The organism is Desulfopila sp. IMCC35008, from assembly GCF_010646885.2.
Lineage (GTDB): Bacteria > Desulfobacterota > Desulfobulbia > Desulfobulbales > Desulfocapsaceae > Desulfopila.
Window position 1 is genome coordinate 5,266,114 of the sequence record NZ_CP050700.1, and the last position, 26,632, is coordinate 5,292,745.

Genomic DNA, 26,632 nt, shown 5'->3' on the forward strand with positions numbered 1-26,632 from the left:
CTCAGTTTTTATTCTCGGGATGCTTAAGCCAGCAGAGTGGATCTTCCGCCAGATAGTCGCCAGTGACCTGGTAGGCGTGCCCACGACAACCGTAACAGGCTACTGAAATCTCACACGTTGCGCAATGCCCCTTGATACGGGTACGTATATTCCGCAACTCTCGGAACACCTTGCTGTTTTTCAGGATATCCGCCAGCTCTTCCTGCCTGATCGAGCCTCCCGACACATCCACTCCCGGACATGGTTGCACCTCGCCGGTGGAGGTGATGGTACACGAATATTCATGCCGGGCGCACTGGGAACCCACAAGAGGCGGATGGGGCTGCCAATCACAACCGAATTCTTCCCGGTCTATACGGGAGAGTTTCTCAAACAGCCTCTTCACATCTTCCGGGTTCACCTCAAGGTCCCGGTGTTCTGAGGCGCGCCCCTGCATGGTCATGGTCTCGAAATAGGGAGCAATGCCCTGTTGCCGCGCCCAACGCCAGAGATCCGGCAATTCATTATAATTCGGCCGACAGATAACTGTCTCAATCCCCAGGGAATGATGCTCATCGGGATAGCCGCAATCCTGCAAGGCCTGCAAAGCATTTGCAATAGCTTCTGTGGCCCCGGCCCGACCTGCCAACCTATCCTGCACATCTTTCTTCCTGCTGTTCATTTTCAGCACAACACCTGTCTGCAGGTCGTAAAGCTTCTGGGCAGTTTTCCTGTCAAGAGTCTGACCGTTGGTAAACAGGTCGACCACAAGATCATGTTCCCTGATATATTCGATAACTTCAAAAAGATGTGGATAGCGAAGCGGTTCACCACCACCGAGAACGATAATCTTTTGGGCGCCGAGTTCTGCAGCCCGGGTAATGACGGATTTTATTTCTTCCAGGCTCAGCTCATTATCCAGCGGTTCACCGGAGGAGGCATAGCAGTATATACAACGCAGATCACAGGCATGCGTCAGCTCCAGCTCCATGGACAGCAAGCCGTTGTTTTTCCTGCATTCTTCAATTTCTTCCGGGGAAAATTCCATCCCCAGCTGATCTCTCCTGCAAATCATCACACCCTCACATCATCTCAGATCAAAAAACTTCTTCGGTTTCCGACCGCCGTCATCACTCATAACCTTCTTCACCTCGGCCACCGTCCGTACCACCACCACCGGCCGCACACGCAAGCGGGCCTGGAGGCTGTCAGCCAGGGCCTCACCACTCACTTTGGAATCGGCGGCCGCCACCACGGTGATATCATCAGAACCATCTGCTGCTTTGCGCACCTCCACATACCCACAGACGACATTGCTGTTACACTGGATGACATTGAAGATCGCTTCAGGATACAGGGTCGTCCCCCTGTATTTCAATCGCTGGGCCAGCCTCCCTTCAATACCTCCCAGCCGATCTGTGGTCCAACCGCAGCGACATGGAGAGGTATGCAGCCGGGCCACATCTCCTGTCCTGAAACGGATCAAGGGAAAACCCTCGACCCCGAGCGGCGTCACCACGACCTCACCGGGCTGTCCTTCCTTGAGGACATTTCCCTTCTCATCGATGATCTCTACCAGCATCAATTCAGGATGCACATGCCCGCCAACCCCTTCAGTACATTCACAGAACGCCGTTTCAAACTCGGTCGCACCATAGGAGGACGAGAGATTCGCCTGCCAGAGTTCACTGAGTTGCGCTCCCATCGGTGTCGGCCGGTGATCCGGTTGCCGTGCCGGTTCACCGATGGTAACGATTGTTTGTATTGAGCAGGCCCCCACATCGATATTATTATTCTGCCCCCAGCACCCCAGTTCGTACAGGAAGGTCGGGACGCCGACGATAACGCGGGGTTTTAAATCATTTATATACTGCCACTGGCGTTCCGGCTGGCCGGGGCCGCTGCGAATGGCAGCAGCACCAAGCTTTACAGCCCCACTGTAGTAGGCGAGTCCGGCGATAAAACAGCGATCCAGAGTGACGGTGAGCAGTACCCGATCTTCTTTTTGTACGCCAGCGCCCATATAGGCCATTGCCTCATTAAAGGCGAGCCGTTTCAAGTCGTTTTCTGTGTAGGGGACAATAACGGCATCACCAGTAGTACCGGACGTCAGGGCTATATCACGGCATGCTTCTTCATCCCGAAGGCCGAATTGCTCAGGATTGCTGTCGATATCCTGTCGTGAGGTCAAGGGTAACCCGGCAAGATCCTCCAGTGACTGCAGCCTATCAATTTCCACTCCGGCAACAGTAAGGTTTTTCAGGTAATAAGGTATCCCCATTGCCCGCCGAAGATGCTGCCGGAGGAGTTCAAGCTGAACCTTTTCCCGCTCGGATCGATCAGCCATCCTGAGAGCTTTTGCTTTTTGAAGGTCATACATTCCCGCTATCCTCATTCAGCGACGTCAGTGCCATTACCACAGCCTGAGACAAAATGTCCGTTCTTGCGCAATACCTGCTCCATCTTCGACCGAATCCGAAGCCGCAATTTCCTTACTGACTCAGTACGTTCGGCCCCTTTTTCCACGTAGAAAGGATCCAGCACGACAAGTTTCACCCGTCCTGGCGTCATCAGTCTGGAACCGGGGGGCAGAACAGCACCGGCGCCAACTATACACACCGGAACCACAGGGTAACCGGTCTCCGCGGCAAGGGAGAAAGCACCATTCCTGAATCGCCGCAGACTCTGATCCCGGGAACGATGACCCTCTGGCCAGATAGTAACCGAACTCCCCGCCTCGAGAAGTTTCTTGCACTGCTGCAGCACGTCCTCCCAACCTTCACTTGCATCAACATAACCCGCAAGTCTCATAAAAAATCCGTAAACAGGTATCTTAAACGGCCAGGTGGTAACAAAACCGTTCTCTACAGGTATGGCTCCAAACAGATACGGATCGATGGCAGAGTTGTGGTTGGCGACAAAAATGGATACCGGCGGCAGCAGCCCCGTTCCTTCGTATGTGACCTCAACCGGAGCCATAAAGGGAACAACCCTGGTAAGAACCCAACCATAGAGACGAATGGCCCGCCGCAGTGCCGAGGCTGCAGAGCGACCCGCTACAACCATATCTGCCAGCAGAAGAAAGGGAAGAATGACCAGACCGGCCAGAGTAAACGGGATGAACACCAACCAGAAATATACGTTCCAGACCAGCTTCAGCAAAAATCACCTACGTTGCATTCTGCTCATTTTTCAATCTGATGAGAAATTGCAGGAGATCATCGATGCTCCGTATTGAACGGAGAGCCTCTTCGTCGGTCAGTTTCATCTTGAATGTCTTCTCAAGAACCACAACCATATCCACGGCATCGAGGCTATCCAACCCCAAATCGTCGTAGAGTGTTGCCTCCGGAACCATGTCTGCCTGCTCGAGCTCAAACTCTTCGGCCAGGACTTCTATCGTCTTCCGGCACAACTCCTCATCAGTCATCATCATACTATTCTCTTGATCGCAAGTGAGGTATTAACCCCGCCCAGTGCAAAATTATTTTTTAATACAGTTGTTACAGGTGCATCCCGCCGCTCAGTTACAAGACACGCCTGACCACAACGGGCATCTATATTTTCAAGGTTGCCGGTGGGAATGATCTGCTGTCGCTGCATCATCTCCAGCACACCGATCATCTCCAGCGCCCCTGCCGCACCAAGGGTATGGCCAAGATGCCCCTTAAGGGACGAAACCGGCGTCTGGCTGTCCACAACTTGAGCTATTGCGGTCGCTTCAGCGATATCACCAAGTTCGGTGCCTGTAGCATGAGCGTTTACATAATCGATGTCAGCCCCGTTCAACCCGCCCTCTTCCATCGCCTTGGCCATAGCCCGGGCCATGGAATCCTTGTCCGGGTTGGCGATATGGCTTGAATCATTCACGTTACCGAAACCGACAACCTCCCCATATATCCTGGCTCCCCTGGCAATCGCATGTTCATAACTTTCTAACACCAGGATACCGGAGCCACCGCCGCAGACAACACCATCCCGGTCCCTGTCAAACGGTCGACACGCCTGCCGGGGATTATCATTATTACAGGAAGCCGCTCGCAGTAAATCGAAAACCCCGGTAACCGAGGCGTGCACTTCTTCGGCACCTCCGCACAACATGACCTGCTGCCGTCCGGTTTTTACCAGCAGATAGCCAAGACCTATAGACTGGGATGAAGAGGTACAGGCGCTGACCGGCGCCCACTGTTCGCCGCGTATACCAAGAGCCAGACAGACATTGGCGACACATGTATGCCCCATCATCTTGAAGAACTCACCCGATTTTATCTCTTCCAGCACCCTGTGCGGCAGGTATTTACCGTAAAAGTCCTCATAGGCAACGGGGCTGCCAGTTGTCGAACCGATAGCCACACCGGTCTCCCCGGAAGTCAGGAGCGGTTCGTCAACACCAGAATCCTCAATTGCTTCGCGCGTTGCCAGGGTTGCATAGATCGCCATCTTTCCCATGGAACGTCGGACGTTGCGAGGCAGGAGGGATTTATAATCAAGGGGGGGGACAGGTGCAGCCACCCGACTTTTTAAGCCCTGGATAGATTGCCATTCTTCCATATGACATACGGCTGATTCCCCTGCCCAGATATTTTCTATAAGCGGTGCTACACCAAGGCCAAAGGGGGATACAGCACCCCGGCCCGTGATAACAACCCTGTTTAATTGCACGTGCGCAAACTCTCCCAAAAAGGTTCCAGACCTAAAATTTCCCCGGCGCCAACGAGTCCGGAGATAGAGGCACCGACCACACCCGTCATGAGGGTCGATTGGCCACAGAGATAAAGACCGGGAACCCGGGTTCGCACCTCAGGGTTGAACTGGTTAAGACAATGCATGGCTCCGTAGGCGCATCCACCCGGTGCGGCCAATTCATCCCTGAAGGTAAGTGGTGTTCCCACAGCTATCTGTTCTATCCGGCCGGTGAGATCACCCCATCTCTGTTCAGCAGTCTCGATCATCTCGGCTGCAACTTCCTGCTTAAACGACTCATAACCTTTTCGTCGCTTACCAGAGTGGCCACTGTCAAAATGTTCAACATCCTGCCAGTAACCAAGCCGCAACAATATAATGCCATTTGATTTGGACCGCAAGGTTTCGCCGGACGGCCTGGACGTTGCCGTCAGCATCATCGGCCGCTGTTTATGGGGTGTGTTCGCCTCTTCCGGCAACACCTCTCCTTCGCCTGGAAGCAAGTAATAGTTGAGCCCATCGCCATGGTCTTCGAGAGCCTGTTCCGAACGCCCAAAAAGGGCGAACATCGACAGGCTGTTTTTCAGTCCCTGGAGCCTTGAACGGTAAGCCGGCCGGAAAGCAGACGGCGGCACCAGGGGCAAAAGTTTTGCCGGGTGACCCGTAAAGATCACATCTTCGCAATGAATCCGTTCTCCATCCGCGGTATCCACACCGGCAACACGTCCATTCTCCAAATGAATGGATGTTGCCTCACAATCATATATCATCTCTGTACCGAGCAGGCCAAGAGACTCGGTGAATGCATCAACAACGGCTTGCCCGCCGCCAGCCAGTGTATACGCACCATCGTAGTAACCATGGGCGACAAGGGCGTGTTTTTCGAGCGCGCACTGCGCAATCGGTACACCATATAAAAAAGCGGGAGCACCAAGTACCCCCCGCAACCGCTCATCCCTGATATTCTGGTTCAGAAATCGTACAAGCGACTGAGGGCGTGATTTATATCCCCGTAAAAATGGGGTCAGCGATAATTCGGTATTATAAAAAGGGACCTGAGAACAAATTGCCTGTATTGTCTGGAAATAAGTTTGCAACCCTTGCCTTTCAGACGGGAATCGCGCTGCGAGTTCACCCTCCAGCTGGTCGTAATTGAAATATCCGCGAACGCATCCCTCATACCCGTTAAATTCAAAACGGTCATAGACATGTTCCGGGACTCGCTCAACACTGATCCGATCTCGCACGTCGCACGCACGCCAGAGAAGATCAAGAATATCCCCTTCTCCCAAGCAACCGGTGTAATGAAATCCGACATCATAGGCGATTTGTTTTCGCCTGAACTGGCGAATCGCCCCCCCGAAATATTTCTGTTTTTCCAGGATCGCAACCCGTTTGCCGCGTCCTGCAAGCAACGCACCTGCGGTCAATCCGGTAATTCCGCTGCCAACCACGACCACATCAACTTTCACGACCTGCACTCCTTCTGTCCTTCCATTTACACAACATGAACAATATGTTACTATTTTTAGGAAAATAAATCACTTGCATAATATTCCGACCAGGAATTGTTGAACCAATTTCAATAAATACAACATAATACCGATGATGTCTTTCACCTCCAGGGCAATTGCCATCTCCGTCTGCGCCTTTCTGTTCTTTTGTCAGGCCGGCACCATTTATGCGTTTTCACTCTCCTCTCCCGAAAAAAAAGGGATCGCCCTCTCGGCAGGCTCCAGCTATGATCCGGAGCCGACATTTAGTTTCCTGCAGCTGAGTTTATCTGCCCTGTACGATTATGAATCGATCTGGGGCCACCAGGCGCCTGCCCCCCTCAAGTTTAAGCTCGAGAGCAATTTAGGTGGCGCAGACTGGTCCGGTACACGACTGCTGGCTTCCTTTAACTTCTATGCACTCTATTACCTGCAGGCACTCGAAACACGAACAATCCGACCGTATATAGAAGGTGGCGTCGGGATTGTTTATACCGATTTCCAGGTCGAGGGGCAGGGGCTACGTGTCAACTTCAACCCCCAAGCCGGAATTGGTTGCGAATGGCAAATCAATCCGGCCACCACTCTATTTGGGACACTCCACGCCTACCACATCTCAAACGGCGGCCTTGATGATGATAACCGGGGAATAAATGGTGTCCTATTTCAGGTCGGTTCGTTTTTTTGATCCGGAATCCTCATGAATCCGGGAACCTGCACGGGCATACCGCAGAAACCCGGTGAGACTTTTCATAAACCTGTACCAGCTATCCGGTGATTTCCAGAGCATGGTCACATAGCCCCAGAGAACACTGGGACGCTGGAAGTGCTTTTTGTAAAAATCAATAAAGAGCTCATCCAAACGATCCTGCGTCATCCCTTGCGGTACGAACCTGAACTGCATGCAGTCCATTTTTTCCCAATCCTCATCAAAATCACCCGAAACATCTTCCCCGTTCCGTATCTGCTCATATATCGGGGAACCCGGAAAGGGGGTAAACTTGGCCAGGTTAAAGTCATCAATGGGTAGCGAGTAAACATAATTACGGCTTTTTTCAATGCTCTCCTCTGTCTCACCAGGAAGTCCCATCATTAATAAGCCTTTGACCCGGATTCCCGCCTTTTTGATCAACTCTATCTTGTCACGCATCATCGCCAGATCCGGGTTCTGGCGATGACGGGCGAGAAGTTGTTCATCTCCTGTCTCGATACCGAGGCTGATCATCCAGCAACCGGCTTTTTTCATCAGATAAAGTAACTCTGCATCCAAATGTTCGGCCCGAGCTGCACAGTTGAAGGTCATGCCAAGCGGTTTTTCTTCAATCATGCTGCAAAAATCGACGACACGTTGGCGGTTGAAAGTAAACTGATCGTCATAAAAATTAAGGTGCTTGAGATTGTAGGTGTCTTTCAGGTAGGCCATATGACGATAGAGATAGTCGGCAGAGTTATAGCGAAATGTACGGTTAAAAACAGAACGGTCACAGTAACTGCAGGCATAAGGGCACCCCCTGCTGGAAAGACAACTGCCGTTTGGAACCGTCGGATAATTAAATATCGGCAGGGAATAAACCTCCGGATAGCCCACGAGTTTGTGATACGCAGGAAACGGCAACTCATTAAGATCCAGGAGATTTTTCCTGCGACCCGTGTAAACAGGATCGCCATCTGCGTTACGCAGTACAAGTCCTTCAACATCGGTGCACGCCCCCTCCTGGGCTGAAAGGAGTTCCAGAAGTGTTTGTTCACCCTCGCCCACCACACCGAAGTCAATGACGGGATAAGCCACGAGCAACTCTTTTTGTAAGGCGGACATATGTACACCGCCGAAGATGGTCCGGATGCCCGGAACCACCTTCTTTGCCATCTCCGCCAGGCGTATACCGTCGAGAAAAGTAGAGGTGGTGCATGAAAAACCGATATAACCCGGCATAAAACGAGACAAATACTCTCGTATCATTCCATCTGAGTCAGGATGTGCATAACAGTCGACAATATCGTTATCAAACCCATTTTCGAGCAGATACGCAGAAATCGAGGCAAGACCGAGAGGAGGCATGACATTGGCCAGTCTCGAAACATCCCGTGCAGCCTGCTCACTGCTGTACCCCAAAGGATGGACCAGCAGTATTCTTTTCTTGTCAATGCTGTTCATCGGTATCGTGATATGCTCCTGTCCGGTCACACCTATTGGGTTTTACCGGAAAACAAAAATCCTTTTATTACAACATGGTTCCTGATAAGATCAAGAATCTTTCATAACATAGTGTCATTTCTCACCCCAACACATTACCACCAACTCATCATGACTATCCACTATCGCCTGATCCTTTTTGTCCTGCTGGCAGCCACTACCCTCCATCTTGCAGGCTGCACCAGCCATCAACCCAGTCTTAACAAAGGTGCCTCCAAACCCATGCAACTTCGGGTAGGCGTCTCAACCAACGCCCCTCCATTCGCCTTTAAAACAAAAAACGGTGAACTCCAGGGGCTGGAGATTGAACTCAGTCGCCAATTGGGAAAATTCCTCAACAGGGAGGTCGTCTTTATCGAACTCGACTGGGACAAACAGATCCCGGCCCTGGAAAAAGGGACAACCGACATCATCATGAGTGGCATGACCATTACCCAAAAACGGCAGTACCGGGTCGCGTTCACCAAACCTTATATGCGATCAGGCCAAATTCTGCTGGCTCGAAGTTCAGAGGCCAGACGTTACAGCAACGGCATTTACAGCCTGATGGGAAGAAGCCCGAAAATAGGCACGGTCGAGGGTACCACCGGCGACCTCTTCATCACCAAGACCATCAACCGACCAGACCTGACCCGCTTTTCCACCTCGCTGAATGGTGTCGAAGCCCTTGCCGCCGGCGACATTGACGTGCTTGTCCATGATGCCCCGATCCTCTGCCATTATGCAGCTACCTATGACAAGGCTCAACTCACCCCTGTCTTACAGATGGCAACGGAAGAATACCTTGCCTGGGCGGTTAACAAAAACAAACCGGAACTGCTCAAGGCGGCCAATGAATTTATTACTGCCAATGCCAACAATAAACTTCTTCAGGAAAGTATCCACCGCTGGATTCCGTATCTCTGATATAATTACGGGGCAGATCCCTTCTGCCCCGCCCTTCCTGCCTCTACATTTTTGTAGCAAATCAACATAAACGCATCCTTCCAACACCTGCAAGTATCTGCCCCCACCCCCTCTCATCTCGGGAAATAAACAGTTATTTAGCTGATTCACCGTAATTTTTTATTACATGTGCCCTATTGGCACGATGGTTGCGATACAGGAGTCAACCTGTATCTCTCAACCGGCTTGTACCGGTTCCCAACTATCAGAGTCAATAATGGAAACTGCACATATATTTAAAGAGAGGCAACCCCAGATTCACCGTAAAGGGAACAAACCTTTTGAAATCGAATGCAACAAGGACAGTCTGGCCGGGGCCGTCAGCCAGAGGGCTTGTGTTTTCTGTGGATCCCGGGTGGTCCTCTATCCGATTGCGGACGCTATTCATCTTGTTCACGGCCCCATTGGCTGTGCCGTCTATACCTGGGATATCCGGGGAGCCCTTTCCTCCGGACCTGAACTGCACAGGCTCTCCTTCTCCACCGATCTGCAGGAAATCGATGTTATTTTCGGAGGAGAAAAGAAGCTGCACAAGGCACTCATCGAGCTTATCGACAGACACAACCCCAATGCTGCTTTTGTCTACTCTACCTGCATCGTCGGACTTATTGGCGACGACCTGGAGGCGGTCTGCAAGAAAGTGGCAAAAGAGAAGGGGATTCCGGTTCTGCCGGTTATGTCGGAAGGATTCAAAGGCAACAAGAGGGCAGGTTACCAAGCCGCCTGCAACGCCATGTCGAAGCTGGTCGGTACCGGCGATATCACCAACATCTCAAAACACTCCATCAACATTCTCGGCGATTTCAATCTGGCGGGTGAGATCTGGCTGATCCGGGAATACTTCAACCGCATCGGCGTCGAGGTCGTTGCCAACATTACCGGGGACGGTCGTGTCGCCGACATCCAACGTTCTCATGGAGCAGCCTTAAACGTCGTCCAGTGCTCCGGGGCAACCCAGGATCTCGCCAATATGATGGAGGAAAAATTCGATATCCCCTCCATCCGCGTTTCCTATTTCGGGGTGGAAGACATGGCTGAATCCCTCTATGAAGTAGCCCGTTATTTTGAAGATGACACCATGCTGGAAAAAGCTCGCCAGGTGGTCAAGGAAGAGCTTGAGAACTTGCTGCCCAAGCTGCAGAAATATAAAGAGGCACTCAAGGGCAAGAAAGCCGCCATATACGTAGGTGGAGCCTTCAAGGCATTTTCACTGGTCAAGGCTTTCCGGCTGATCGGTATGGATGTCGTAATGGTAGGCTCACAGACAGGCACCAAGGAAGATTACGAAGAACTCCAGGAAATCACCGATGAGGGCACCATCATTATCGACGACGCCAACCCGCTCGAGCTCTCTGCCTTTATGAGAGAAAAGGACGTTGACCTCTTTGTCGGAGGCGTCAAGGAACGCCCCATAGCCTATAAACTCGGTGTCGCCTTCTGCGACCATAACCACGAACGCAAAGAGATGCTGGCAGGCTTTACGGGCATGCTCAATTTTGCAGAAGAAGTGTACGGATCGGTCATGAGCCCGGTATGGCAGTTTGTCCCCAGAAGAGCCGAGGAGGAAACACCATGAGCAAGATGCCAAAGATGCCCAACTACGTGTCAACGACCAATGCCTGCAAACTATGCGAACCTCTCGGGGCCTCCCTGGCTTTTCGCGGGATTGAAGGCGCTGTTCCCTTTCTGCATGGCTCCCAGGGGTGCGCGACCTACATGCGTCGTTATATCATCAGCCACTTTAACGAACCGATAGACATCGCCTCCTCTTCACTTGGAGAGAAGCATGCAGTGTACGGTGGGTCTGCCAATCTCAAGCTCGGGCTGAAAAACGTTACAGCCAAATACAAACCGCAACTGATCGGAGTCGCCACAACCTGCTTAACCGAAACCATTGGTGACGATGTACGAATGATTGTGAGCGAATATGAAAAGGAGTTCAATCAAGGTGATGATGCTCCGCTTATTATCTCTGTTTCCACCCCGAGCTATTCAGGTACCCACATGGAAGGTTTTCACACTGCCATTAAAGGCGTAGTGGAACAGCTCAGCATCAGCAGCGGAACCAGAAGCGAATGCCTCAACATCCTGCCCGGTTTTCTCTCTGCCGAAGATTTGCGTTACCTTAAGGAAATGATAGCGGATTTCGGCATACAGGCAACCGTCCTTCCAGATATCTCCGATACCCTTGATGGAGAAGCGCTGAACGAATACCCGCTGATTCCCAAAGGGGGAACACCACTTGAAGCCATACGAAATATGGGCGATGCCGCACTCTCTATAGAGTGCGGCCATACCTTACCGGAGGCCTCTGCAGGAACCAGCTTACGCGATATGCACGGTGTCCCTCTCACCAGGCTTGGCATGCCTATCGGTATCCGTGAAACAGACAGGTTCATGGATACCCTGGCTGCGGCGGGCAACGGTGAAATCCCCGAAAAATACAGCAATGCGAGGGGCCGATTAATTGATGCCATGGTCGACGGCCACAAATACATTTTCGGCAAGCGGGCGGTCATCTACGGCGAGGAAGACCTGGTCGTAGGGCTTACCTCCCTGCTCTCCGAGATAGGTGTTGCACCTATCCTTTGTGCCTCCGGAGGTAAAAGCGGCAAATTCAAAAAATCGATCGAGACCGTATTGGAAGGAATGAACTGCGAAATGCCCGAAGTATACGAGAATGTTGATTTCTTTAACATCCAGGAGCGGGCCGAAGAGCTCGAAATCGACCTGCTTATCGGCCATTCCAAAGGATACACCTTTGCCAGGGAAAAAGACATCCCCCTCATCCGGGTTGGTTTCCCCATTCATGACAGGGTAGGTGGACAACGGTTGTTGCATATTGGGTATCACGGAGCACAAGCCCTGTTTGACACCATCACCAACACCATGATCGCCTGCAAACAGGACGCATCGGATGTCGGATATACCTACATGTAATTATAAATTTTTACCTTAAGGCGCAACAATGGAAAATATCGACATAAAGGATTTTCATCGTCACCCCTGCTTTAACCCTGAAGCCAAGGGAAAATTCGGACGGGTTCACCTGCCGGTTGCCCCCAAGTGCAATATCAAATGCAATTTCTGTGACAGAAAATACGATTGCGTCAACGAATCCAGGCCGGGCGTCACATCCACTATACTCAGTCCACCGCAAGCGGAATTGTACATGGATAAGGTGCTGGAAAAAGAACCACGCATCAGTGTTGCCGGAATCGCAGGCCCCGGAGACCCGTTTGCCAACGGGCCGGAGACGATGGGAACCCTGCGAAGAATCCGTAAAAACCACCCGGACACAATTCTCTGTGTCTCAACAAACGGCATGGGAGTCGGGCCCTACATCCCGGAACTGGCAGAGCTGGAGGTCAGTCACGTCACCGTCACCGTCTGTGCTGTAGATGCTGAAATCGGAAGTAAGATTTATGGCTGGGTCAGCGACAACAAGGTGATTTACCGGGGTCTGAAAGGGGCTGAACTTCTTCTAAGCCGACAGCTCGCTGCCGTAAAAAAGCTTAAAGAACATGGCATAACAGTCAAGATCAACTGCATCGTCATTCCTGGTATCAACGACCACCACGTAGAAGAGGTCGCCCGGAGCATGAAGGAGCTGGGTGCCGACCTATTTAACTGCATGGCCCTGTTTCCCAATGTAAACACCCCATTCGGCCATCTGGAACAGCCTCCGAAGGAACAGATGGAAGAGTTGAGAAAAACAGCTGAAAAATACCTGCCGCAGATGCGTCATTGCACCAGGTGCAGGGCCGATGCCGTGGGACTGCTTGGTGACGACCGAACCGAAGAATTCCGAGGTTGTCTCAGTGACTGTTCTACCGCAAAAATTCCCAAAACGGTAGCCCGCCCCTATATCGCGGTGGCCACCCAGGAAGGGGTTCTGGTTAACCAGCATCTTGGTGAAGCCCGCTCTTTCCAGATCTGGGGTGAAGAAAAAAACGGCACCTACAGAAAAATCACCGAACGGGATGCACCTTCAGCCGGCGGGGGGATCAAAAGGTGGCATAAGCTGGCCCGGATTCTTCGTGATTGCCGCGCGGTCCTCATCAGCGGCATCGGCGACACTCCCCTCGATATCCTGATGAAAGCAGGAGTCGAACCAGTCGAAGCCGCCGGGTTTATTGAAGAGGCTCTTGAAACGGTCTTTTCAGACGGCCACAAGGGTAGGCTCAAGGGACGACGTAAATCATGCGCTTCCGGCGAATGCCTTGGAAACGGCGGAGGATGTGGTTGATCAATCCCGTCCAGAATCGTCTGAACATAACGGAGGACGATTCAACTGAGGTACTATAAAAAAGCTCCTCTAAGGGCGACAGAAAAGAAAACGCTGCCAAGCCTCCTCAATATTTTCTGTCGCCCTTTTCCTCTTCCCTTCATTCCTGGGAAAACCATAGAACAACTCTTTTTCTCCTTACGAATCATCCCCTCGCTATTGGTTCGATTTAGATACCAAACCTCAGCAATTACTCACCAACGTCATGCCTGAATTTTCCGGAGTAATGAAAAATCACACATTTCATACATCAAAGCTGGAAATTTCATGCCGAATTTAGTAAGCTATATTGTTGCCCATAGCAGCATTTTACAGAACGCACGAGAGGGCACTCATCAAAAACAGATGCCAAAGGAAATATCAGACTGTAATTATTAAACAATATTACGCAAACTCGTCTAACTCCGGCTAACTCGTGTTATTTTTAAAAGCCCGGAAACCACATCAAGGTAGATCATCATCCACATTGGTATTACCAATTCTATTCTTGCTGTTCAGTATTACTTATATCCGGTTTTTTATATACACAGTTGTAAGGTTCCCCACCGAAATGACTAATTGATGCCGAAGAGTGTTGAAAGACCTCTTCACATCCCAGTAGAAGGCAGTAGAGGACATAATGGCAAATAAACTGTATGTGACCGCAACTGAGCCACGCAGCGGCAAATCAGTCGTCAGTCTCGGGTTAATGGAACTACTCACCCGAAACATTAAGAAAGTAGGTTTTTTTAAACCGCTGGTCCAGTCTGACCACCACCAGGGAGAGCGGGACAACACCATCAACCTGATCAAGAGCCAGTACCATCTCTGTTCCGATTACGAAGAGATGTACGCCTACACAGTAACCGAAGCGAGCCAGCTGATCTCCCTCGGCAAACAGGCGGAACTGCTCGACGGCATTCTGGCCAAATACAACAGCTTGGCTGCAAATGTCGACTTTGTCCTCTGCGAAGGAATCGAACTCGAAGGTGCCACCGCATCCTTTGATTTTGATATCAACGTCGACATTGCCAACAACCTTGGCTGTCCAGTTGTTTTGGTGGTCAGCGGCAAAATGAAGACCCCCGATGAACTCATCCGGTCCACCAAGGTATACCTTGAATCACTTGAGGAGCGCAGCTGCGACCCGGTAGCCGTTATCGCCAGCCGGGTAGATCGCAGTTATGAGGACGCAGTCATCAACCGGTTTCAGCAGGAGGGCATCAGCAAGAACCAGCTGACCTATGTCATCCCCAATGATGAAAACCTCGGTAATCCCTCTGTGGGAGAAGTGGCGCGACTGCTCAACGCTGAGATCCTGTATGGTGAGGAGAACCTTACCCGCCATGTGCGCAGCTTCACCATTGCCGCCATGCAGCTTCGCAATCTGCTGGAGAGGATTGAGTATGGAACCCTTATCATCACCCCCGGCGACCGATCCGATGTGATCCTGGCAAGTCTGGCTGCTGTCCACTCCATGTCCATGCCCAACATTTCGGGCCTGATGCTGACAGGCGGGCTGGTTCCTGAACGTGCAGTCCAGACCGTTATCGAGGGTTTCCAGGATACCGTACCGATCATCGCCGTCAGCGAGAACACCTATGAGGCAGCCATCCGGGTTGAAAATATCCATGCCGCAATCACCCCGGACAACACCCGGAAAATCACCCAGGCACTGGCAGTCTTTGAGCGCCACATCAACATGGGTGAGCTGAGCGATAAAATCATCAAGACCCGCACCACCATCGTCACGCCCAAGATGTTTGAGTCACAGCTTCTGCAACGCGCCAAAGCAGACAGGCAGCATATCGTCCTGCCGGAAGGTGAGACAGACCGGATTCTCCAGGCTGCGGAAGTACTGCTGCGCCGCGAAGTCGTTGATATCACATTGCTTGGCAAAGAAGACAAGATCAAGGAGAGAATCAGTAGTCTGGGGCTGCACCTGGATAGCGCATCCATTATCGAGCCGGAAAAATCGTCTCTTTTCGCAGACTATGCCGAAACCTATTATGAACTCAGGAAGAACAAGGGTATTACGCTTGACAATTCCCGTGACATCATGAAGGACCTGAACTATTTCGGTTCAATGATGATCTATAAGGGTGATGCAGACGGCATGGTCTCAGGTGCCATTCACACCACTGCCGACACTATTCGTCCCGCCTTCCAGTTCATTAAAACCAAACCGGAGTGCTCGATCGTGTCGGGTGTCTTCCTGATGTGTCTCAATGACAGGGTCCTCGTCTACGGTGACTGTGCTGTCAACCCCAACCCCACAGCGGAACAACTGGCCGAAATCGCCATCTCCTCGGCACAAACAGCAGCCATTTTTGGCATCGATCCCCTGGTCGCCATGCTCTCCTACTCTTCCGGGAGTTCCGGAAAGGGAGAACAGGTTGAAAAGGTTCGCAGGGCCACTGAAATCGCGCAAGAGCGTGCCAAATCTGTCTTCCCAGGACTTGAGATTGAAGGTCCTATCCAGTACGATGCTGCGGTCGACCCTTCGGTTGCCAAGACCAAGATGCCGGAGAGCAAAGTGGCCGGCAAGGCCACCGTTTTTGTATTCCCCGACCTCAATACAGGCAATAACACCTACAAGGCGGTCCAGCGTTCAGCCAATGCCGTAGCCATTGGCCCTATCCTGCAGGGATTAAGAAAACCGGTCAACGATCTGAGCCGTGGTTGCCTGGTACCCGATATCGTCAACACTGTTGCCATTACCGCGGTACAGGCCCAGGCAGAAAAGAATCAACAGTAACGTCTCCTGGTAATCACAATCAGGCACAAAAAAACCGCTGCCCTTTTCAGGGCAACGGTTTTTTTCTTTTACTCCATATATATACGCATACGGTATGCGATATCAGTATTCCTCCATATTGGAAAACTCCGCGTCCTCAAGCCATGATTCCGGCCGTGAGATGAATTCGAGTACATTTTCCAGCAGCCGGTAATGACGGCGCTCCTCCCGGGCAAAAGTCAGCAGTATCTGCTTCTCATTCTCATCTTCTACTTCGTTTGCCTTGGACTCATAAAAGGTATACGCATCTTTTTCAGCTTCCATCGCCTTTTTATAAGCTTCGGTCTGCATTGTTTCAGCAGAGATATCAAAGCCACCTGCATCCTTCATTTCACTGAAAATATTTTTTGCTTTATCCAGTATATTACTCTCTACAGCTTTAGCACCACTCTTTTCAAAGAGTTTCTTAAAGGTCTGGTAGTGAATGACCTCTTCATCAGCGAGGGTATTGAATATTCTTTTGAGGCCGGGATCGCTGCTTTTTTCTGCAATCTCTCGGTAAAAATTTTCCCCGTCTTTCTCCATCTGCATGGCAAACTCAAACACGTTCATGTAACGCCTCCTTATGTATGGTAGAGTGGCTGAATACTTTGGACTACATGGCGGTTTCATTCCGGTATGATACCGGATTGGCTAAAACCGCCGTCAAAATCTATCCTAGTGTATCCTCGGTACATTGGCAAATATTTTCAGGAAAAACCAGCGTAATCGACTTTGCCGCATCCTCATCCCCGACTTTGTGGAATGAGTTGCACATCAATTTTTTACTGGTAAGATAACAGGTTTCAGTAACTACTCTATAGATAATGAGATCCTATCATTTTTTGTAAAAATAAATTACGTTGTATTATCAAGCTATTACGGGCACACCATGCATGACACACCTTTTGATCTTACGAATCATATCCGCTCCATTCCCGACTGGCCCAAGAAAGGGGTCATTTTCAGGGATATCAGCTCTCTGCTTGAGGACAGGTTCGTCTTTCGCAAAACCATCGATCTCTTTGTCCATCGTTATTTTTCCACGCGCATTGACGCGGTGGTGGGTATCGACGCCCGTGGCTTTATAATTGGTGCCCCGCTGGCTTATGAATTAAACGCGGGTTTCGTCCCGGTTCGAAAAAAAGGTAAACTGCCCGGCGAAACAATCTCAGAGGCTTACAGTCTTGAATATGGTCAAGCGGAGGTGGAAATTCAAACCGACTGGCTACACAAAGGAGCCAGGATCATCTTGATTGACGACCTCATTGCCACCGGGGGAACCATGCTTGCTGCTGCCAACCTGTTGCAACGACTCAAGGTGGAAATTGTCGAGGCTGCAGCCATCATCGATCTGCCGGATATCGGCGGCAGTAAAAAACTACGTGACAGCGGTCTGAAAGTCCACGCCTTCTGTGAATTTGAAGGTGACTGACTATCATCACAAGGGAAAAATTACCATGAAACGAAACAGCTTGTTACTTCTTACAGCCATAGCCCTTCTCAGTTCCTGCGCCTCCCTGAAGGGAGAACCCCGTGTTTACATTATGCAGAATCCGGAAACAATGGAATTCAAGAACTGTGACGTGGGGGTTATCGGCCTGGACAAGCACTTTAAGGACAATGAAGAGTGCGTGGAAAAACTGAAAAAAGAGGGGTGGATCGTGTGGGGAAAAAGATAACCCCACACTCTGGCAGCACCACTATTATCAGCGAGAAAAAAACCGGTCGAGCAATCCTTTTACAGACCGGTTTATGTAAACAACAACCTCATCGGCTGACATATCCCCCCTGATGGTGTCTGTCGCGCTCCCCCGCCAGACAACGGCTTTACTGTCAGCGTCAATTATATCCAATATCAAGGTCCCCTCCTGCCAGTTTTGCGCAGGTGCCCCCTCTTCAACCATCACGGGATGCTGCGCCGCCAGAGCGCCATATCCGTATGGACGGTAGAAATGTGCAACTGATGTGCGGGAAACCTTTTCATCCACTTTGCCAAACCAGGCTATAAAAAAATCGGCATCCTCTGTCGCAGTGCGCTCCAACCCCTTCCCCGCCAGATATCTTTCCACAGAAGCAACGATCAGTTTCTCCACCTCTGGTTTTACGGCCCGAACGTGAGCAACCTTATCCTGCGGTGCCAGCCAACTGTATTTTTTCAGTTGTTGTAAGTCAAGTGATCCGACCGCTTCATCGGTAACGGTGACTGTTGAACAACCTGCAGCACACAAAACAATAAGAAAACAAAGTATTGGAATTATCCTTTTCATTTTCCTTTCCATATTGATAATAGAAGAATAGGCACGAAAACGAATCGGGAAGAGTCAGGTATCTCCCCAGCCCATCGTGAACTGCCGTCATGATACCTCAAATTCTGACATAGTACAGGATTTTATATCATGCCATACCTGCAAGACTCATCAACCCACTACCTTCAGGTGCATATTATGAAAAACCGCATTGTTCTCACTCTTATACTTGCACTAACTCTTCTCCTCAGCCAAAACGGCTGCGTCAGCCGAAATATGGCCAATATCAACGATTCAATGGAAGCAGAGCAACTCTTTACCGGCTGGCCTCTGCCAGAGCAATACGAATACTATTATTACGGTCGGGAATTGAGCCCGATAGCCTTTCTGGCTCTGGACAAAAACTATACGTTGCAGAGTGACTTCTGGACACGGATCTTTCCAACCATCAAGATGAAGGAATTCTGGCAGGGTGAGTTTACAATACGCAACCTCAGACTTGACAATGAGTTTAAGGGTAAGGAGATCCTGTCGAAGGACAACAAACGGATCGGCATGATATATACACGTAACTACTGGGTAACAGCCTGGTTCAATGAATCAGAGACTCATCAGATTGTCATCCCGCCTCCGGAGCCGTCACCGGCCCAGTCCCGGCCGGGTGCGGACAACAACAGCAATCATTGATGGACTCCGGGTGGACCTCTCCTTTACCTCCAGGGTAAGGGCAAGGCCCGCCATGAACGCCTAAACTGATGAAATATCTCGACCAGGGGATCTTTATTCAAAGCTGCCACCAAGGGCCAGATGCAGCTGCACCCTGTTGAGCAAGCGTTGGGCAGAGGTGTTAATCAAGGCAATCCTGGCTTGAATCCATTTATTCTGAACGGTTACGACATCGAGATACTCGATCTTGCCAATATCGTATTGCACTTTCATCAGCTCATAGGCCTTGAGATTCTCGGACACCACCGTCTGCAGATATTCTTCCCGTTTCATCAGGTGTTCTTCATTAGCGAGTGCCGTCTCCACCTCCTTAAACGCCTGTAGAGCTGTCTGGGCGTAGGCCGCAATTGCCTGGTTCTGTTCCGCGGTGGCACTTGCCACTTCTGCCTCGATGGCACCGCCGGTCTAGAGCGGTGCAAACAGTCCGGCTGCCAGGTTGGTTGCTGCTTCGGTAATGTTGTTCAGGCCCAGTCCAATTGAGAGAGAGGTGAGTATTAGTAATAGTTCCGTATTATTCCTCACCCCCCTTCAGGTTCATCCCCTCAAGCTGCGCAATGCGCTCGGTGAGTTTGGACACAGTCCTGGTGTTTTCGTTTTGCTGCCTGATCAGCTCCTACTCCAGACTGACCAAACGATTTTGCAACTCCTCTGACACCTTATCTTTTAAAGATGTCCCGTCCTTTCTGGACGGTTGACTTATGCCCCAACCGTACCCAGGCTTGTATAAAGTTGCCCAGATCCACAAAAACGGCCAGATCGCATGCATCAAGAAGAGACTTACCCAGCCAGCCGTATGAAGTGCATTCATGTGCAGATGCTTCCTCTTCTTTGCTATTTCATACGGTATGTCATGAACATAAATAATCCCATAAACAATTGTGATACATACAAATATAAGCATCCCCAGCGCAACATAATCAAGAACACGGCCCTCCATACTGTCCTCCCCGTTCCAAGGTATTTCGGTTTTTTTTACAAATTATTTTGTGCTGCCTAATAGAGCAGCAATATAATCAGCGCTGTTTTTCGCACCATTCATATTCACTTTGGATTCTTCAACGAACGAGGAATGCAATATTTCAAAAAACAAAGATCGGATCTGCTCCGACCTTGCATCAGACTCTGAAATGGTACGCAATTGCCCTGAATGCGTCAACAATCGCTGCACATGGATCTGTTGCTCATTATCTTTCATTTCCCGCAGCACCACCAGTGCCGGAATAGCACACCGCAACACATCGGCCAGACTGTTATAGCCACCATAGATGAGTGCAGTTTCGGAATTCAGCAACGCCTCCACATAGGCATGCCCTGAAGGGGGTTCAACGCGACAGTGGGAGAGTGGCAGAAACAAATTCTGCACCCTGTCCCCTGCTGATGCTTCACCAAAGTCGATAAACAGTCTCCAGAGCCCATAATCCGGTCCTATATCAGCAAGGGCTTTAGCCAACTCCGAGACAAAAGGGAAGGACTGTTCTCCAAGCCACGGTATGCTCACCGTGCAACAGTACCGTTTCCGGTCCTGCCGGCCAGCCCCTGTTCTCAGACACACCTCCCCCAATCGTGAAACATACCCGCATTCCAGAGGTTGCATACCATAGAAGCTTCCTAACTCTTCCAGGTTATCGGTACCAAGGACTTCAGAATCCCCATACCAGAGCAGACCGTGGTAATGTTTTGCAAACAACTCCCGGGCCAACCCTGAAGACGCCTGAGGAACCCCGCCCACCACTCCGCGAACCCCGAGCACCCACCTGGTGTCTTCTGCCGATGTCGCCTCCAGGGCCGGAATCATCTCCTTGTGTTTCCCCTGGGGGCTGTGATCGCAAACCACCATTCGTGGACGGTATAAGCGAATCAGGTCGCGCAGTTGCAACCCACGAAACAGTCCGAGGTCATGATCAGAAAAGCCGCTGTTTCCGTCGACACCTCGTGAACGTCCAGCCACCACCTCGGTTTTATAAGCCGGCAGTTTCAGCCAATCCAGTGAGGTATTGCCGATAAGCTCCCCCGCCAGTGTACAGCCGGAAACAAACAGGACACGCAACCCAGGGTAGCAACGCCTTATGGCCATACCGATGGCGATACTTCTCCCTGCATGCCCCAGGCCACGACCATCATGAGCATACAACAGGACATCCAGACGTGGTAATTCAACTCTCATAATAAAGACACTTTTTCAATGCAGAATCAGGTGATATCTGTTTTTCTACGGTATGCAGAAAATAGCCTATTATATGCCTTTCAAACCGCTGGGCCACCCGAATCCGTCCGGCGACCTGGTGACCGGTACGGAAATCCACGACCACTTAAACCAACACGGTTTCGATTGCCGACTTATCAGCTCCCTGCGTTGCCGCTGGTTATACTACCGCCCTCACTCCTGGCCGCAACTCCTCCGGGAACGGCACAGGCTGTCCAATATCAACAGCAGTTTCAAGCCAGACCTGTGGCTCACCTATCACAGTTATTACAAAGCACCGGACTTACTTGGCCCTCATTGTGCGCGACGACTTAACATACCTTATATCATCTTCCAGGGAATCTATTCCACCAAGAGACGAAAAAAAATAAATACAATTGCAGGTTTCTATCTGAACAGATGGTCTCTCCTGAGATCCGATCTCATTTTCACCAACAAGAAACGAGATGAAAAAAACCTGTTACGGATTCTTCCTGAAAACCGTATCTGTTATATAGCTCCCGGCATCCATAGTGGTCAATTCAGCTTTTGTGAACAGTCCCGAAAAAAACAACGTAAACAGTGGGGAGTCAGCGACGATCCTGTCATTCTCACCGCAGCGATGTTCCGGCCGGGTGTGAAAACAGCAGGGATTCTAAAAGTTCTGGAGAGCTGTGGGGAACTTGCAAAGGATGGTATACGATTCAGACTTGTTATAGCAGGCGATGGTCATTGTAAAAATGAAATAGAGGCCGCAGCGAAAAAAATCCTGCCGGGTCAGGTTATCTTTTGCGGCAAAATGCCACGGGAGGAGATGTTCCGTCTTTATTCCGCAGCAGACATTTTTGCCTTTCCCGGAATAGAAGAATCACTCGGAATGGTGTACCTTGAAGCCCAGTCCTGCGGCTTACCGATCATAGCCTATAGCAATTGGGGAGGCGGCGAAGCGGTCGTGCACGACCAGACGGGGCTGCTCTCTCCCGCTGAACTGCCAGGCGACTTCACTCGTAATATCAAAATATTGATAACAAACAAACCCCTCCGCCTCCGCTTGGGCAAACAGGCTGCAAAACACATCCGCGACAACCATGAGCTCCAGCGCGGATATGGACTCCTGTGTGAAAAACTCCACGAGATTCGCAGGAATTCTGGTACTGCCCTCCCCTCTGTGCGTTCAAAAAATTGAACTTTTTTTCGCCATAATGTAAAAATAATTTGCCTCGGTTGACCTAAAGAGATAGGATCCTTTTTGCAGTACATGTCGGCTCGTGGGAATGCAGTACAATCCACCGGTAAGCGTCATAACCGGATTTCTCATGGCCATGGTGTCAATTGTCGTGACCGCCGTGACCCAGCAGGTTAATCTCCGGCCATTCCTTATTGAACCAGGTCCACAAAAGCCGCCGATCTTACTGCACATGCCCAGTGGTACACGGCCTGAAAAAACCTGTTGCCCATCGCCGGGACAATCACCCGACAACGTGCCAATCTGTATCGCCGAACTTTCCTGACATGTGCAGCAACCTCGACAGATGAGAAATACTGGCTAACCGCTTCCGGTATAATTATTCGGAGTATCGGTTAATCAAGAATGAAATCCAGACTATCTCTTCGCTATTATCTGCGGCTTGTCATCATCGTTGTGATGGCATCATCATTATCTCTGCAAACAGCTTTTGCGCAAACAGCGTCGCCTCCTCAAAACAGTGCAGACACGCCGACCACGGATGAGGCCTTCTCTGCACCAACGCCTGAAGAATCAGCAGAAAGCAGCAGTACCAAAACATGGCTTCTGGTCGGCGGCGCAGTTGCTATTGGCCTGGGGGCAGTTGCACTCGGCTCCGGTGGCGGTGGTGGTGACAGCAGTACTGCCACCGAACCAGTGATTGAGGAGACACAAGCCACCAGCTCGAGCAGTAACGACGAGGACCAGACCCAAGATGATGACGACGATGACGAAGAAATTGAAGAAGACGAGCCTGACACTCCGTACACCGGACCCGACCTTAACGGCAGCTGGAACGGATTTGTAAACCTCGTCAATGAAGGGAATGAAAACGTCTCCGTTTCCGCTTCTGTCTCCCAGGATGGCAAGAATATCTCCATAAGCACCAGCTCACCTTACTCCTATGCCCGCAGTTTTTCAGGCAAGATCAGCAGCAGCGGCGATATCAAAGTGAAAGACAACAACACCGGCGAGATCTGGACAACCCATAGCGGAGCGGCATCCGCCAACAGTATCAGACTCTTTGACTGGGTCAACGATTATACAGACCTGGACCGCCTGGAACTGAGTCGTTAACAGACATTTCTCGCAACCAGGCTACTCTTTCTTGAACCGCAGTATCCGGCAGGAGGATTATATTACCTCCTGCCTCTTCCACCTCAAACCTTCCTTTTTATATCTGCACAGGCCTGTAAATAGGGCAACCTGATGAAACGTTGTACCAACTTCAGGTCAGATCTGATATGCTCTCATCTGCAAATCCTGTATATAAACAACTTTCCCGATTCTCTCTATGCACAGCGTAAAAACAGCCCTGCTTCTACTGCTCGTTTTCCTCCTGCCCACTCATGTGTCCGCAGAAAAGGAGAAGCGAAATATCCTGTATCTCAACTCCTACCACGACGGGTACCGTTGGTCTGACAAGCAACTGGAAGGGATACGTTCCGTCCTTCAAAACAGTCCTTTCAAGATCGATCTGCAGGTCGAGTATATGGACGCCAAGAAGTACAATTACGATTACATTAAACAACGACTCTACACACTGTATAAAGAGAAATTCAAGGATGAGCAGTTCGATACCATCATCATCTCCGACAACGATGCCCTCAATTTTATGCAGGAATACAGAGATGAACTGTTTTTCGGTGTCCCTGTCGTATTCTGCGGCATAAACGGGGTCGAAACCGTTGACCTGACCCAGCCGAACATAACAGGTATAATAGAGAACTTTGACCTTATCCAGACTCTCCGTATCGTCAAAAGACTTCACCCGGAAAAGAAACGGATGATCGTCTTTGGCGATGACTCCACCGCCGGTCGCGCCATAGCCAACCAGATAACCAGGAAACTCTCCAATTCCAGTTTCAACCTGGAGGTGGAACACTGGTCAAGCCTGTCGCTAACAGAGAGTTTAAAACGGGTTGAGAACCTGCCTGAAGACTCCTTTCTGTTCTTCATCCCTTGGTACCAAACGGTAAAAGGCAAGTTCTATACCACCGAAGAGATAATGGAAGCCGTCTATGAACACTCGTCCGTTCCCCTTTATACAGCCTGGGAGTTCCTGCTTGGGCACGGCGCTGTTGGCGGCCGGATGATCTCGGGTTATGAGCATGGGAGTCAGGCAGCCAAAATGGCTTTGCGTATCCTGGGTGAGGAAAAGGCCAACGACATCCCTCTGGAGCTTGAGCCGTCCGGGGTGTATATGTTTGATTACAATGTCATGAAAAAACTTGGCATTGACCAGACCCTGCTCCCTGAAAATGCCATAATCATAAACAGCCCGACAATATTTTACGAGCTGTCAAAAGAGCTTTTCTGGACAATCATGGTTAGCTTCCTGCTGCTGCTGACAGCCCTGCTCTCACTGTTGGTCACGATGTCCGAGCGCAGAAAGGTGGAGAGGAGGGCGCTGGAACAACTCTCCTTTCTGGAAACCCTGATGGACACCATCCCGCAACTGGTTTCATGGAAAGGGTTGGATGGGAAATATTTGGGCGCGAACCGCTCTTTCACCGAATTTTTTGGCGTCCAGTCGCCGGAATTGATGCACTCCCAAAAGTCCATCGACATCATTTCGGATGAACGTTACAGCAAATGGTCCACAGAAACAGATAATGCCGTTGTCGAGCAGCGCAGGGCCTTTCGCAAAATACGGAGAAAGCTGATCGACCAGGCAGGTGAACCGAGCTGGCTGGAAGTGAACAAGGTCCCCCTGCTCGACCAGACAGGTAAAATCGTAGGTATTCTCAGCACCGCCGAAAATATTACCAAGGAACAAAACCTGGAAAAGCAACTGATCCAGAGTCAGAAAATGGAGGCCATCGGCACGCTTGCAGGTGGTATCGCCCACGATTTCAACAACATTCTCACCTCCATCATTAACTCAACCGAATTGGCCATGGGAGATGTCCCGCCTGGGTCGCAGACCGAAAAGGATCTGCAGCGGGTGTTAAAAGCGGCCCGGCGAGGCGGCAGGGTGGTCAAACAAATCCTCTCATTCAGCCGTCCTACCAGTGAGGGGTTCCGACCCACGGATATCTCCCAGATAATTAACGAGGTACTCAGCCTTATAGACGCGTCGCTCCCGGCCAATATCAAGATGATTGTTGATGTGGAAAAGGAAAACATGACCGTCGACTGTGATCCCACCCAGATCCACCAGGTTATCCTCAACCTCTGCACCAATGCCTTCCATGCCCTGCGTGAAAAAGGCGGTGAGCTGAAACTCATCCTCTCCGAAATTCACCTGAATACCGAACAGGGCGGGGAAATCAATTGCGAGGCCGGCGAGTATGTTAAAATTGTTATAGGGGATACCGGGCACGGTATCGACCCGGACATTATTGATAAGATATTCGACCCTTTCTTCTCCACCAAGGATATCACTGAAGGAACCGGTCTCGGCCTGGCAGTTGTCCACGGTATAGTCAAGGGGCACAGGGGTGGGCTTCGGGTCCAGTCCATGCCAGACAACGGTACAGTTTTTGAGATTTTCCTACCCAGAACAACAAGCGATGCAATAGTGAGCGACCAACCCTCTATTGCGCCTCCCACGGGCCACCTCTCCATACTTTTTGTGGAAGATGAGGAAGACCAGCTATACAGTGTACCAAGAATCCTGCAGGATATGGGGCACAAGGTTGAAGCAATCAGGGATCCCCGTTCCGCGGTCAACGTTGTCCAGAGTAACCGGCAGACAATAGACATCATTATTACCGATTATGACATGCCGTCTATGACCGGCACCGACCTGGCAGAATCGCTGCCCGAACTGCCGGTGATCCTTGTTTCCGGCCGTGAAGATGCAATTGCCGCCGCCGGCCCCCATCCCAATATAATCAAGGTATTGATGAAACCATACGACAGACACGACCTGAGGATGGCGCTCGGGAGCAGGAATGATAAGGAGTAA

25 protein-coding genes are annotated in these 26,632 nt (G+C 50.7%); 13 read left to right on the forward strand and 12 right to left on the reverse strand.

Annotated elements, in window-relative coordinates:
- Position 1: 1 nt before the first annotated feature.
- From GA520_RS22510 to GA520_RS22535, 6 genes are read right to left on the reverse strand one after another with little or no spacing between them, the layout of a single operon-like run.
- Positions 2 to 1,027 carry a radical SAM/SPASM domain-containing protein gene (locus tag GA520_RS22510; RefSeq protein ID WP_240910018.1) on the reverse strand — a complete coding sequence of 342 codons (1,026 nt, stop codon included), beginning with the start codon at positions 1,025 to 1,027 and terminating at the stop codon, positions 2 to 4.
- 39 nt (positions 1,028 to 1,066) lie between these two features.
- Positions 1,067 to 2,359, reverse strand: a complete 1,293-nt coding sequence (locus GA520_RS22515) for a phenylacetate--CoA ligase family protein (RefSeq protein WP_240910019.1) — start codon at positions 2,357 to 2,359, stop codon at positions 1,067 to 1,069.
- Between the two features lie 11 nt (positions 2,360 to 2,370).
- Positions 2,371 to 3,141 (reverse strand): lysophospholipid acyltransferase family protein, encoded by a 771-nt coding sequence (locus GA520_RS22520; RefSeq protein WP_163335674.1) that lies wholly within the window; start codon positions 3,139 to 3,141, stop codon positions 2,371 to 2,373.
- A gap of 7 nt (positions 3,142 to 3,148) precedes the next feature.
- The gene (locus tag GA520_RS22525; protein WP_163336456.1) at positions 3,149 to 3,412 is read right to left on the reverse strand and encodes an acyl carrier protein; all 264 of its coding nucleotides are present in this window, start codon (positions 3,410 to 3,412) and stop codon (positions 3,149 to 3,151) included.
- Entirely contained in the window at positions 3,412 to 4,641 is a 1,230-nt protein-coding gene (locus tag GA520_RS22530) for a beta-ketoacyl synthase (protein ID WP_163335675.1), read from the reverse strand. Before GA520_RS22530 ends, GA520_RS22525 begins: the two co-directional genes overlap by 1 nt.
- Positions 4,632 to 6,134, reverse strand: a complete 1,503-nt coding sequence (locus GA520_RS22535; RefSeq protein ID WP_163335676.1) for an NAD(P)/FAD-dependent oxidoreductase — start codon at positions 6,132 to 6,134, stop codon at positions 4,632 to 4,634. The genes GA520_RS22530 and GA520_RS22535 overlap by 10 nt, the downstream gene beginning before the upstream one ends.
- A gap of 133 nt (positions 6,135 to 6,267) precedes the next feature.
- Between GA520_RS22535 and GA520_RS22540 the strand changes: the two genes are divergently transcribed.
- Positions 6,268 to 6,843, forward strand: a complete 576-nt coding sequence (locus GA520_RS22540) for an acyloxyacyl hydrolase (RefSeq protein ID WP_163335677.1) — start codon at positions 6,268 to 6,270, stop codon at positions 6,841 to 6,843.
- Here GA520_RS22540 and GA520_RS22545 read toward each other — a convergent pair.
- Positions 6,817 to 8,310: a B12-binding domain-containing radical SAM protein gene (locus GA520_RS22545; protein ID WP_163335678.1), complete on the reverse strand. Its 1,494-nt coding sequence runs from the start codon at positions 8,308 to 8,310 to the stop codon at positions 6,817 to 6,819. The two genes, GA520_RS22540 and GA520_RS22545, sit on opposite strands and share 27 nt — an antisense overlap.
- A 111-nt stretch (positions 8,311 to 8,421) precedes the next feature.
- Between GA520_RS22545 and GA520_RS22550 the strand changes: the two genes are divergently transcribed.
- The 5 genes from GA520_RS22550 (at position 8,422) to pta (ending at position 16,319) form a co-directional block, all read left to right on the forward strand.
- A complete protein-coding gene (locus GA520_RS22550) occupies positions 8,422 to 9,255 on the forward strand; it encodes an ABC transporter substrate-binding protein (RefSeq protein ID WP_163335679.1) in 834 nt (277 codons plus the stop codon).
- 256 nt (positions 9,256 to 9,511) lie between these two features.
- Positions 9,512 to 10,870: a nitrogenase iron-molybdenum cofactor biosynthesis protein NifE gene (gene nifE, locus GA520_RS22555; protein WP_163335680.1), complete on the forward strand. Its 1,359-nt coding sequence runs from the start codon at positions 9,512 to 9,514 to the stop codon at positions 10,868 to 10,870.
- Positions 10,867 to 12,234 carry a nitrogenase component 1 gene (locus tag GA520_RS22560; protein WP_163335681.1) on the forward strand — a complete coding sequence of 456 codons (1,368 nt, stop codon included), beginning with the start codon at positions 10,867 to 10,869 and terminating at the stop codon, positions 12,232 to 12,234. Before nifE ends, GA520_RS22560 begins: the two co-directional genes overlap by 4 nt.
- Positions 12,235 to 12,262: 28 nt before the next feature.
- Positions 12,263 to 13,543, forward strand: a complete 1,281-nt coding sequence (locus GA520_RS22565) for a radical SAM protein (protein ID WP_163335682.1) — start codon at positions 12,263 to 12,265, stop codon at positions 13,541 to 13,543.
- Between the two features lie 658 nt (positions 13,544 to 14,201).
- Positions 14,202 to 16,319 carry a phosphate acetyltransferase gene (gene pta, locus GA520_RS22570; protein ID WP_163335683.1) on the forward strand — a complete coding sequence of 706 codons (2,118 nt, stop codon included), beginning with the start codon at positions 14,202 to 14,204 and terminating at the stop codon, positions 16,317 to 16,319.
- A gap of 102 nt (positions 16,320 to 16,421) precedes the next feature.
- Here pta and GA520_RS22575 read toward each other — a convergent pair whose 3' ends face one another.
- A complete protein-coding gene (locus GA520_RS22575; protein ID WP_163335684.1) occupies positions 16,422 to 16,910 on the reverse strand; it encodes a ferritin family protein in 489 nt (162 codons plus the stop codon).
- Between the two features lie 319 nt (positions 16,911 to 17,229).
- On the opposite strand from GA520_RS22575, the gene GA520_RS22580 reads away from it, so the two are divergent.
- Both GA520_RS22580 and GA520_RS22585 read left to right on the forward strand, forming a co-directional pair.
- Positions 17,230 to 17,772, forward strand: a complete 543-nt coding sequence (locus GA520_RS22580; protein WP_163335685.1) for an adenine phosphoribosyltransferase — start codon at positions 17,230 to 17,232, stop codon at positions 17,770 to 17,772.
- Positions 17,773 to 17,797: 25 nt separating this feature from the next.
- The gene (locus GA520_RS22585) at positions 17,798 to 18,019 is read left to right on the forward strand and encodes a hypothetical protein (RefSeq protein ID WP_163335686.1); all 222 of its coding nucleotides are present in this window, start codon (positions 17,798 to 17,800) and stop codon (positions 18,017 to 18,019) included.
- Positions 18,020 to 18,046: 27 nt separating this feature from the next.
- On the opposite strand, the gene GA520_RS22590 is transcribed toward GA520_RS22585, so the two are convergent.
- Complete coding sequence (locus tag GA520_RS22590; protein ID WP_163335687.1) at positions 18,047 to 18,607, reverse strand: DUF4136 domain-containing protein; 561 nt, start codon at positions 18,605 to 18,607, stop codon at positions 18,047 to 18,049.
- Between the two features lie 177 nt (positions 18,608 to 18,784).
- Here GA520_RS22590 and GA520_RS22595 point away from each other — a divergent pair, with 177 nt between their 5' ends.
- A complete protein-coding gene (locus GA520_RS22595; protein ID WP_163335688.1) occupies positions 18,785 to 19,273 on the forward strand; it encodes a hypothetical protein in 489 nt (162 codons plus the stop codon).
- 93 nt (positions 19,274 to 19,366) lie between these two features.
- On the opposite strand, the gene GA520_RS22600 is transcribed toward GA520_RS22595, so the two are convergent.
- The 3 genes from GA520_RS22600 to GA520_RS22610 form a co-directional block, all read right to left on the reverse strand.
- Complete coding sequence (locus GA520_RS22600) at positions 19,367 to 19,693, reverse strand: TolC family protein (protein WP_163335689.1); 327 nt, start codon at positions 19,691 to 19,693, stop codon at positions 19,367 to 19,369.
- A gap of 232 nt (positions 19,694 to 19,925) precedes the next feature.
- Positions 19,926 to 20,249, reverse strand: a complete 324-nt coding sequence (locus GA520_RS22605; RefSeq protein WP_163335690.1) for a DUF3302 domain-containing protein — start codon at positions 20,247 to 20,249, stop codon at positions 19,926 to 19,928.
- Between the two features lie 42 nt (positions 20,250 to 20,291).
- Positions 20,292 to 21,476 carry a hypothetical protein gene (locus tag GA520_RS22610; RefSeq protein ID WP_163335691.1) on the reverse strand — a complete coding sequence of 395 codons (1,185 nt, stop codon included), beginning with the start codon at positions 21,474 to 21,476 and terminating at the stop codon, positions 20,292 to 20,294.
- Positions 21,477 to 21,549: 73 nt separating this feature from the next.
- On the opposite strand from GA520_RS22610, the gene GA520_RS22615 reads away from it, so the two are divergent.
- From GA520_RS22615 to GA520_RS22630, 4 genes are all read left to right on the forward strand, one after another.
- Complete coding sequence (locus GA520_RS22615) at positions 21,550 to 22,680, forward strand: glycosyltransferase family 4 protein (RefSeq protein ID WP_205749174.1); 1,131 nt, start codon at positions 21,550 to 21,552, stop codon at positions 22,678 to 22,680.
- An 88-nt stretch (positions 22,681 to 22,768) separates the two neighbouring features.
- Positions 22,769 to 23,005, forward strand: coding sequence for a hypothetical protein (locus GA520_RS22620; RefSeq protein ID WP_163335693.1), 237 nt, complete (start codon positions 22,769 to 22,771; stop codon positions 23,003 to 23,005).
- An 80-nt stretch (positions 23,006 to 23,085) separates the two neighbouring features.
- Positions 23,086 to 23,796, forward strand: a complete 711-nt coding sequence (locus tag GA520_RS22625) for a hypothetical protein (protein ID WP_163335694.1) — start codon at positions 23,086 to 23,088, stop codon at positions 23,794 to 23,796.
- 217 nt (positions 23,797 to 24,013) lie between these two features.
- Positions 24,014 to 26,632, forward strand: a complete 2,619-nt coding sequence (locus GA520_RS22630; protein WP_163335695.1) for an ABC transporter substrate binding protein — start codon at positions 24,014 to 24,016, stop codon at positions 26,630 to 26,632.

Bases quoted from the DNA above. Each gene is read 5' to 3' on its own strand.
- GA520_RS22540 (WP_163335677.1), top strand. From the start codon at position 6,268: ATGATGTCTTTCACCTCCAGGGCAATTGCCATCTCCGTCTGCGCCTTT.
- GA520_RS22615 (WP_205749174.1), top strand. From the start codon at position 21,550: ATGCCTTTCAAACCGCTGGGCCACCCGAATCCGTCCGGCGACCTGGTG.
- GA520_RS22525 (WP_163336456.1), bottom strand. From the start codon at position 3,412: ATGATGACTGATGAGGAGTTGTGCCGGAAGACGATAGAAGTCCTGGCC.
- GA520_RS22625 (WP_163335694.1), top strand. From the start codon at position 23,086: ATGAAATCCAGACTATCTCTTCGCTATTATCTGCGGCTTGTCATCATC.
- GA520_RS22630 (WP_163335695.1), top strand. From the start codon at position 24,014: ATGCACAGCGTAAAAACAGCCCTGCTTCTACTGCTCGTTTTCCTCCTG.
- GA520_RS22610 (WP_163335691.1), bottom strand. From the start codon at position 21,476: ATGAGAGTTGAATTACCACGTCTGGATGTCCTGTTGTATGCTCATGAT.
- GA520_RS22545 (WP_163335678.1), bottom strand. From the start codon at position 8,310: ATGAACAGCATTGACAAGAAAAGAATACTGCTGGTCCATCCTTTGGGG.
- GA520_RS22595 (WP_163335688.1), top strand. From the start codon at position 18,785: ATGAAAAACCGCATTGTTCTCACTCTTATACTTGCACTAACTCTTCTC.
- GA520_RS22575 (WP_163335684.1), bottom strand. From the start codon at position 16,910: ATGAACGTGTTTGAGTTTGCCATGCAGATGGAGAAAGACGGGGAAAAT.
- GA520_RS22585 (WP_163335686.1), top strand. From the start codon at position 17,798: ATGAAACGAAACAGCTTGTTACTTCTTACAGCCATAGCCCTTCTCAGT.
- GA520_RS22620 (WP_163335693.1), top strand. From the start codon at position 22,769: ATGCAGTACAATCCACCGGTAAGCGTCATAACCGGATTTCTCATGGCC.
- GA520_RS22565 (WP_163335682.1), top strand. From the start codon at position 12,263: ATGGAAAATATCGACATAAAGGATTTTCATCGTCACCCCTGCTTTAAC.
- GA520_RS22590 (WP_163335687.1), bottom strand. From the start codon at position 18,607: ATGAAAAGGATAATTCCAATACTTTGTTTTCTTATTGTTTTGTGTGCT.
- pta (WP_163335683.1), top strand. From the start codon at position 14,202: ATGGCAAATAAACTGTATGTGACCGCAACTGAGCCACGCAGCGGCAAA.
- GA520_RS22515 (WP_240910019.1), bottom strand. From the start codon at position 2,359: ATGTATGACCTTCAAAAAGCAAAAGCTCTCAGGATGGCTGATCGATCC.
- nifE (WP_163335680.1), top strand. From the start codon at position 9,512: ATGGAAACTGCACATATATTTAAAGAGAGGCAACCCCAGATTCACCGT.
- GA520_RS22560 (WP_163335681.1), top strand. From the start codon at position 10,867: ATGAGCAAGATGCCAAAGATGCCCAACTACGTGTCAACGACCAATGCC.
- GA520_RS22580 (WP_163335685.1), top strand. From the start codon at position 17,230: ATGCATGACACACCTTTTGATCTTACGAATCATATCCGCTCCATTCCC.
- GA520_RS22605 (WP_163335690.1), bottom strand. From the start codon at position 20,249: ATGGAGGGCCGTGTTCTTGATTATGTTGCGCTGGGGATGCTTATATTT.
- GA520_RS22510 (WP_240910018.1), bottom strand. From the start codon at position 1,027: ATGGAATTTTCCCCGGAAGAAATTGAAGAATGCAGGAAAAACAACGGC.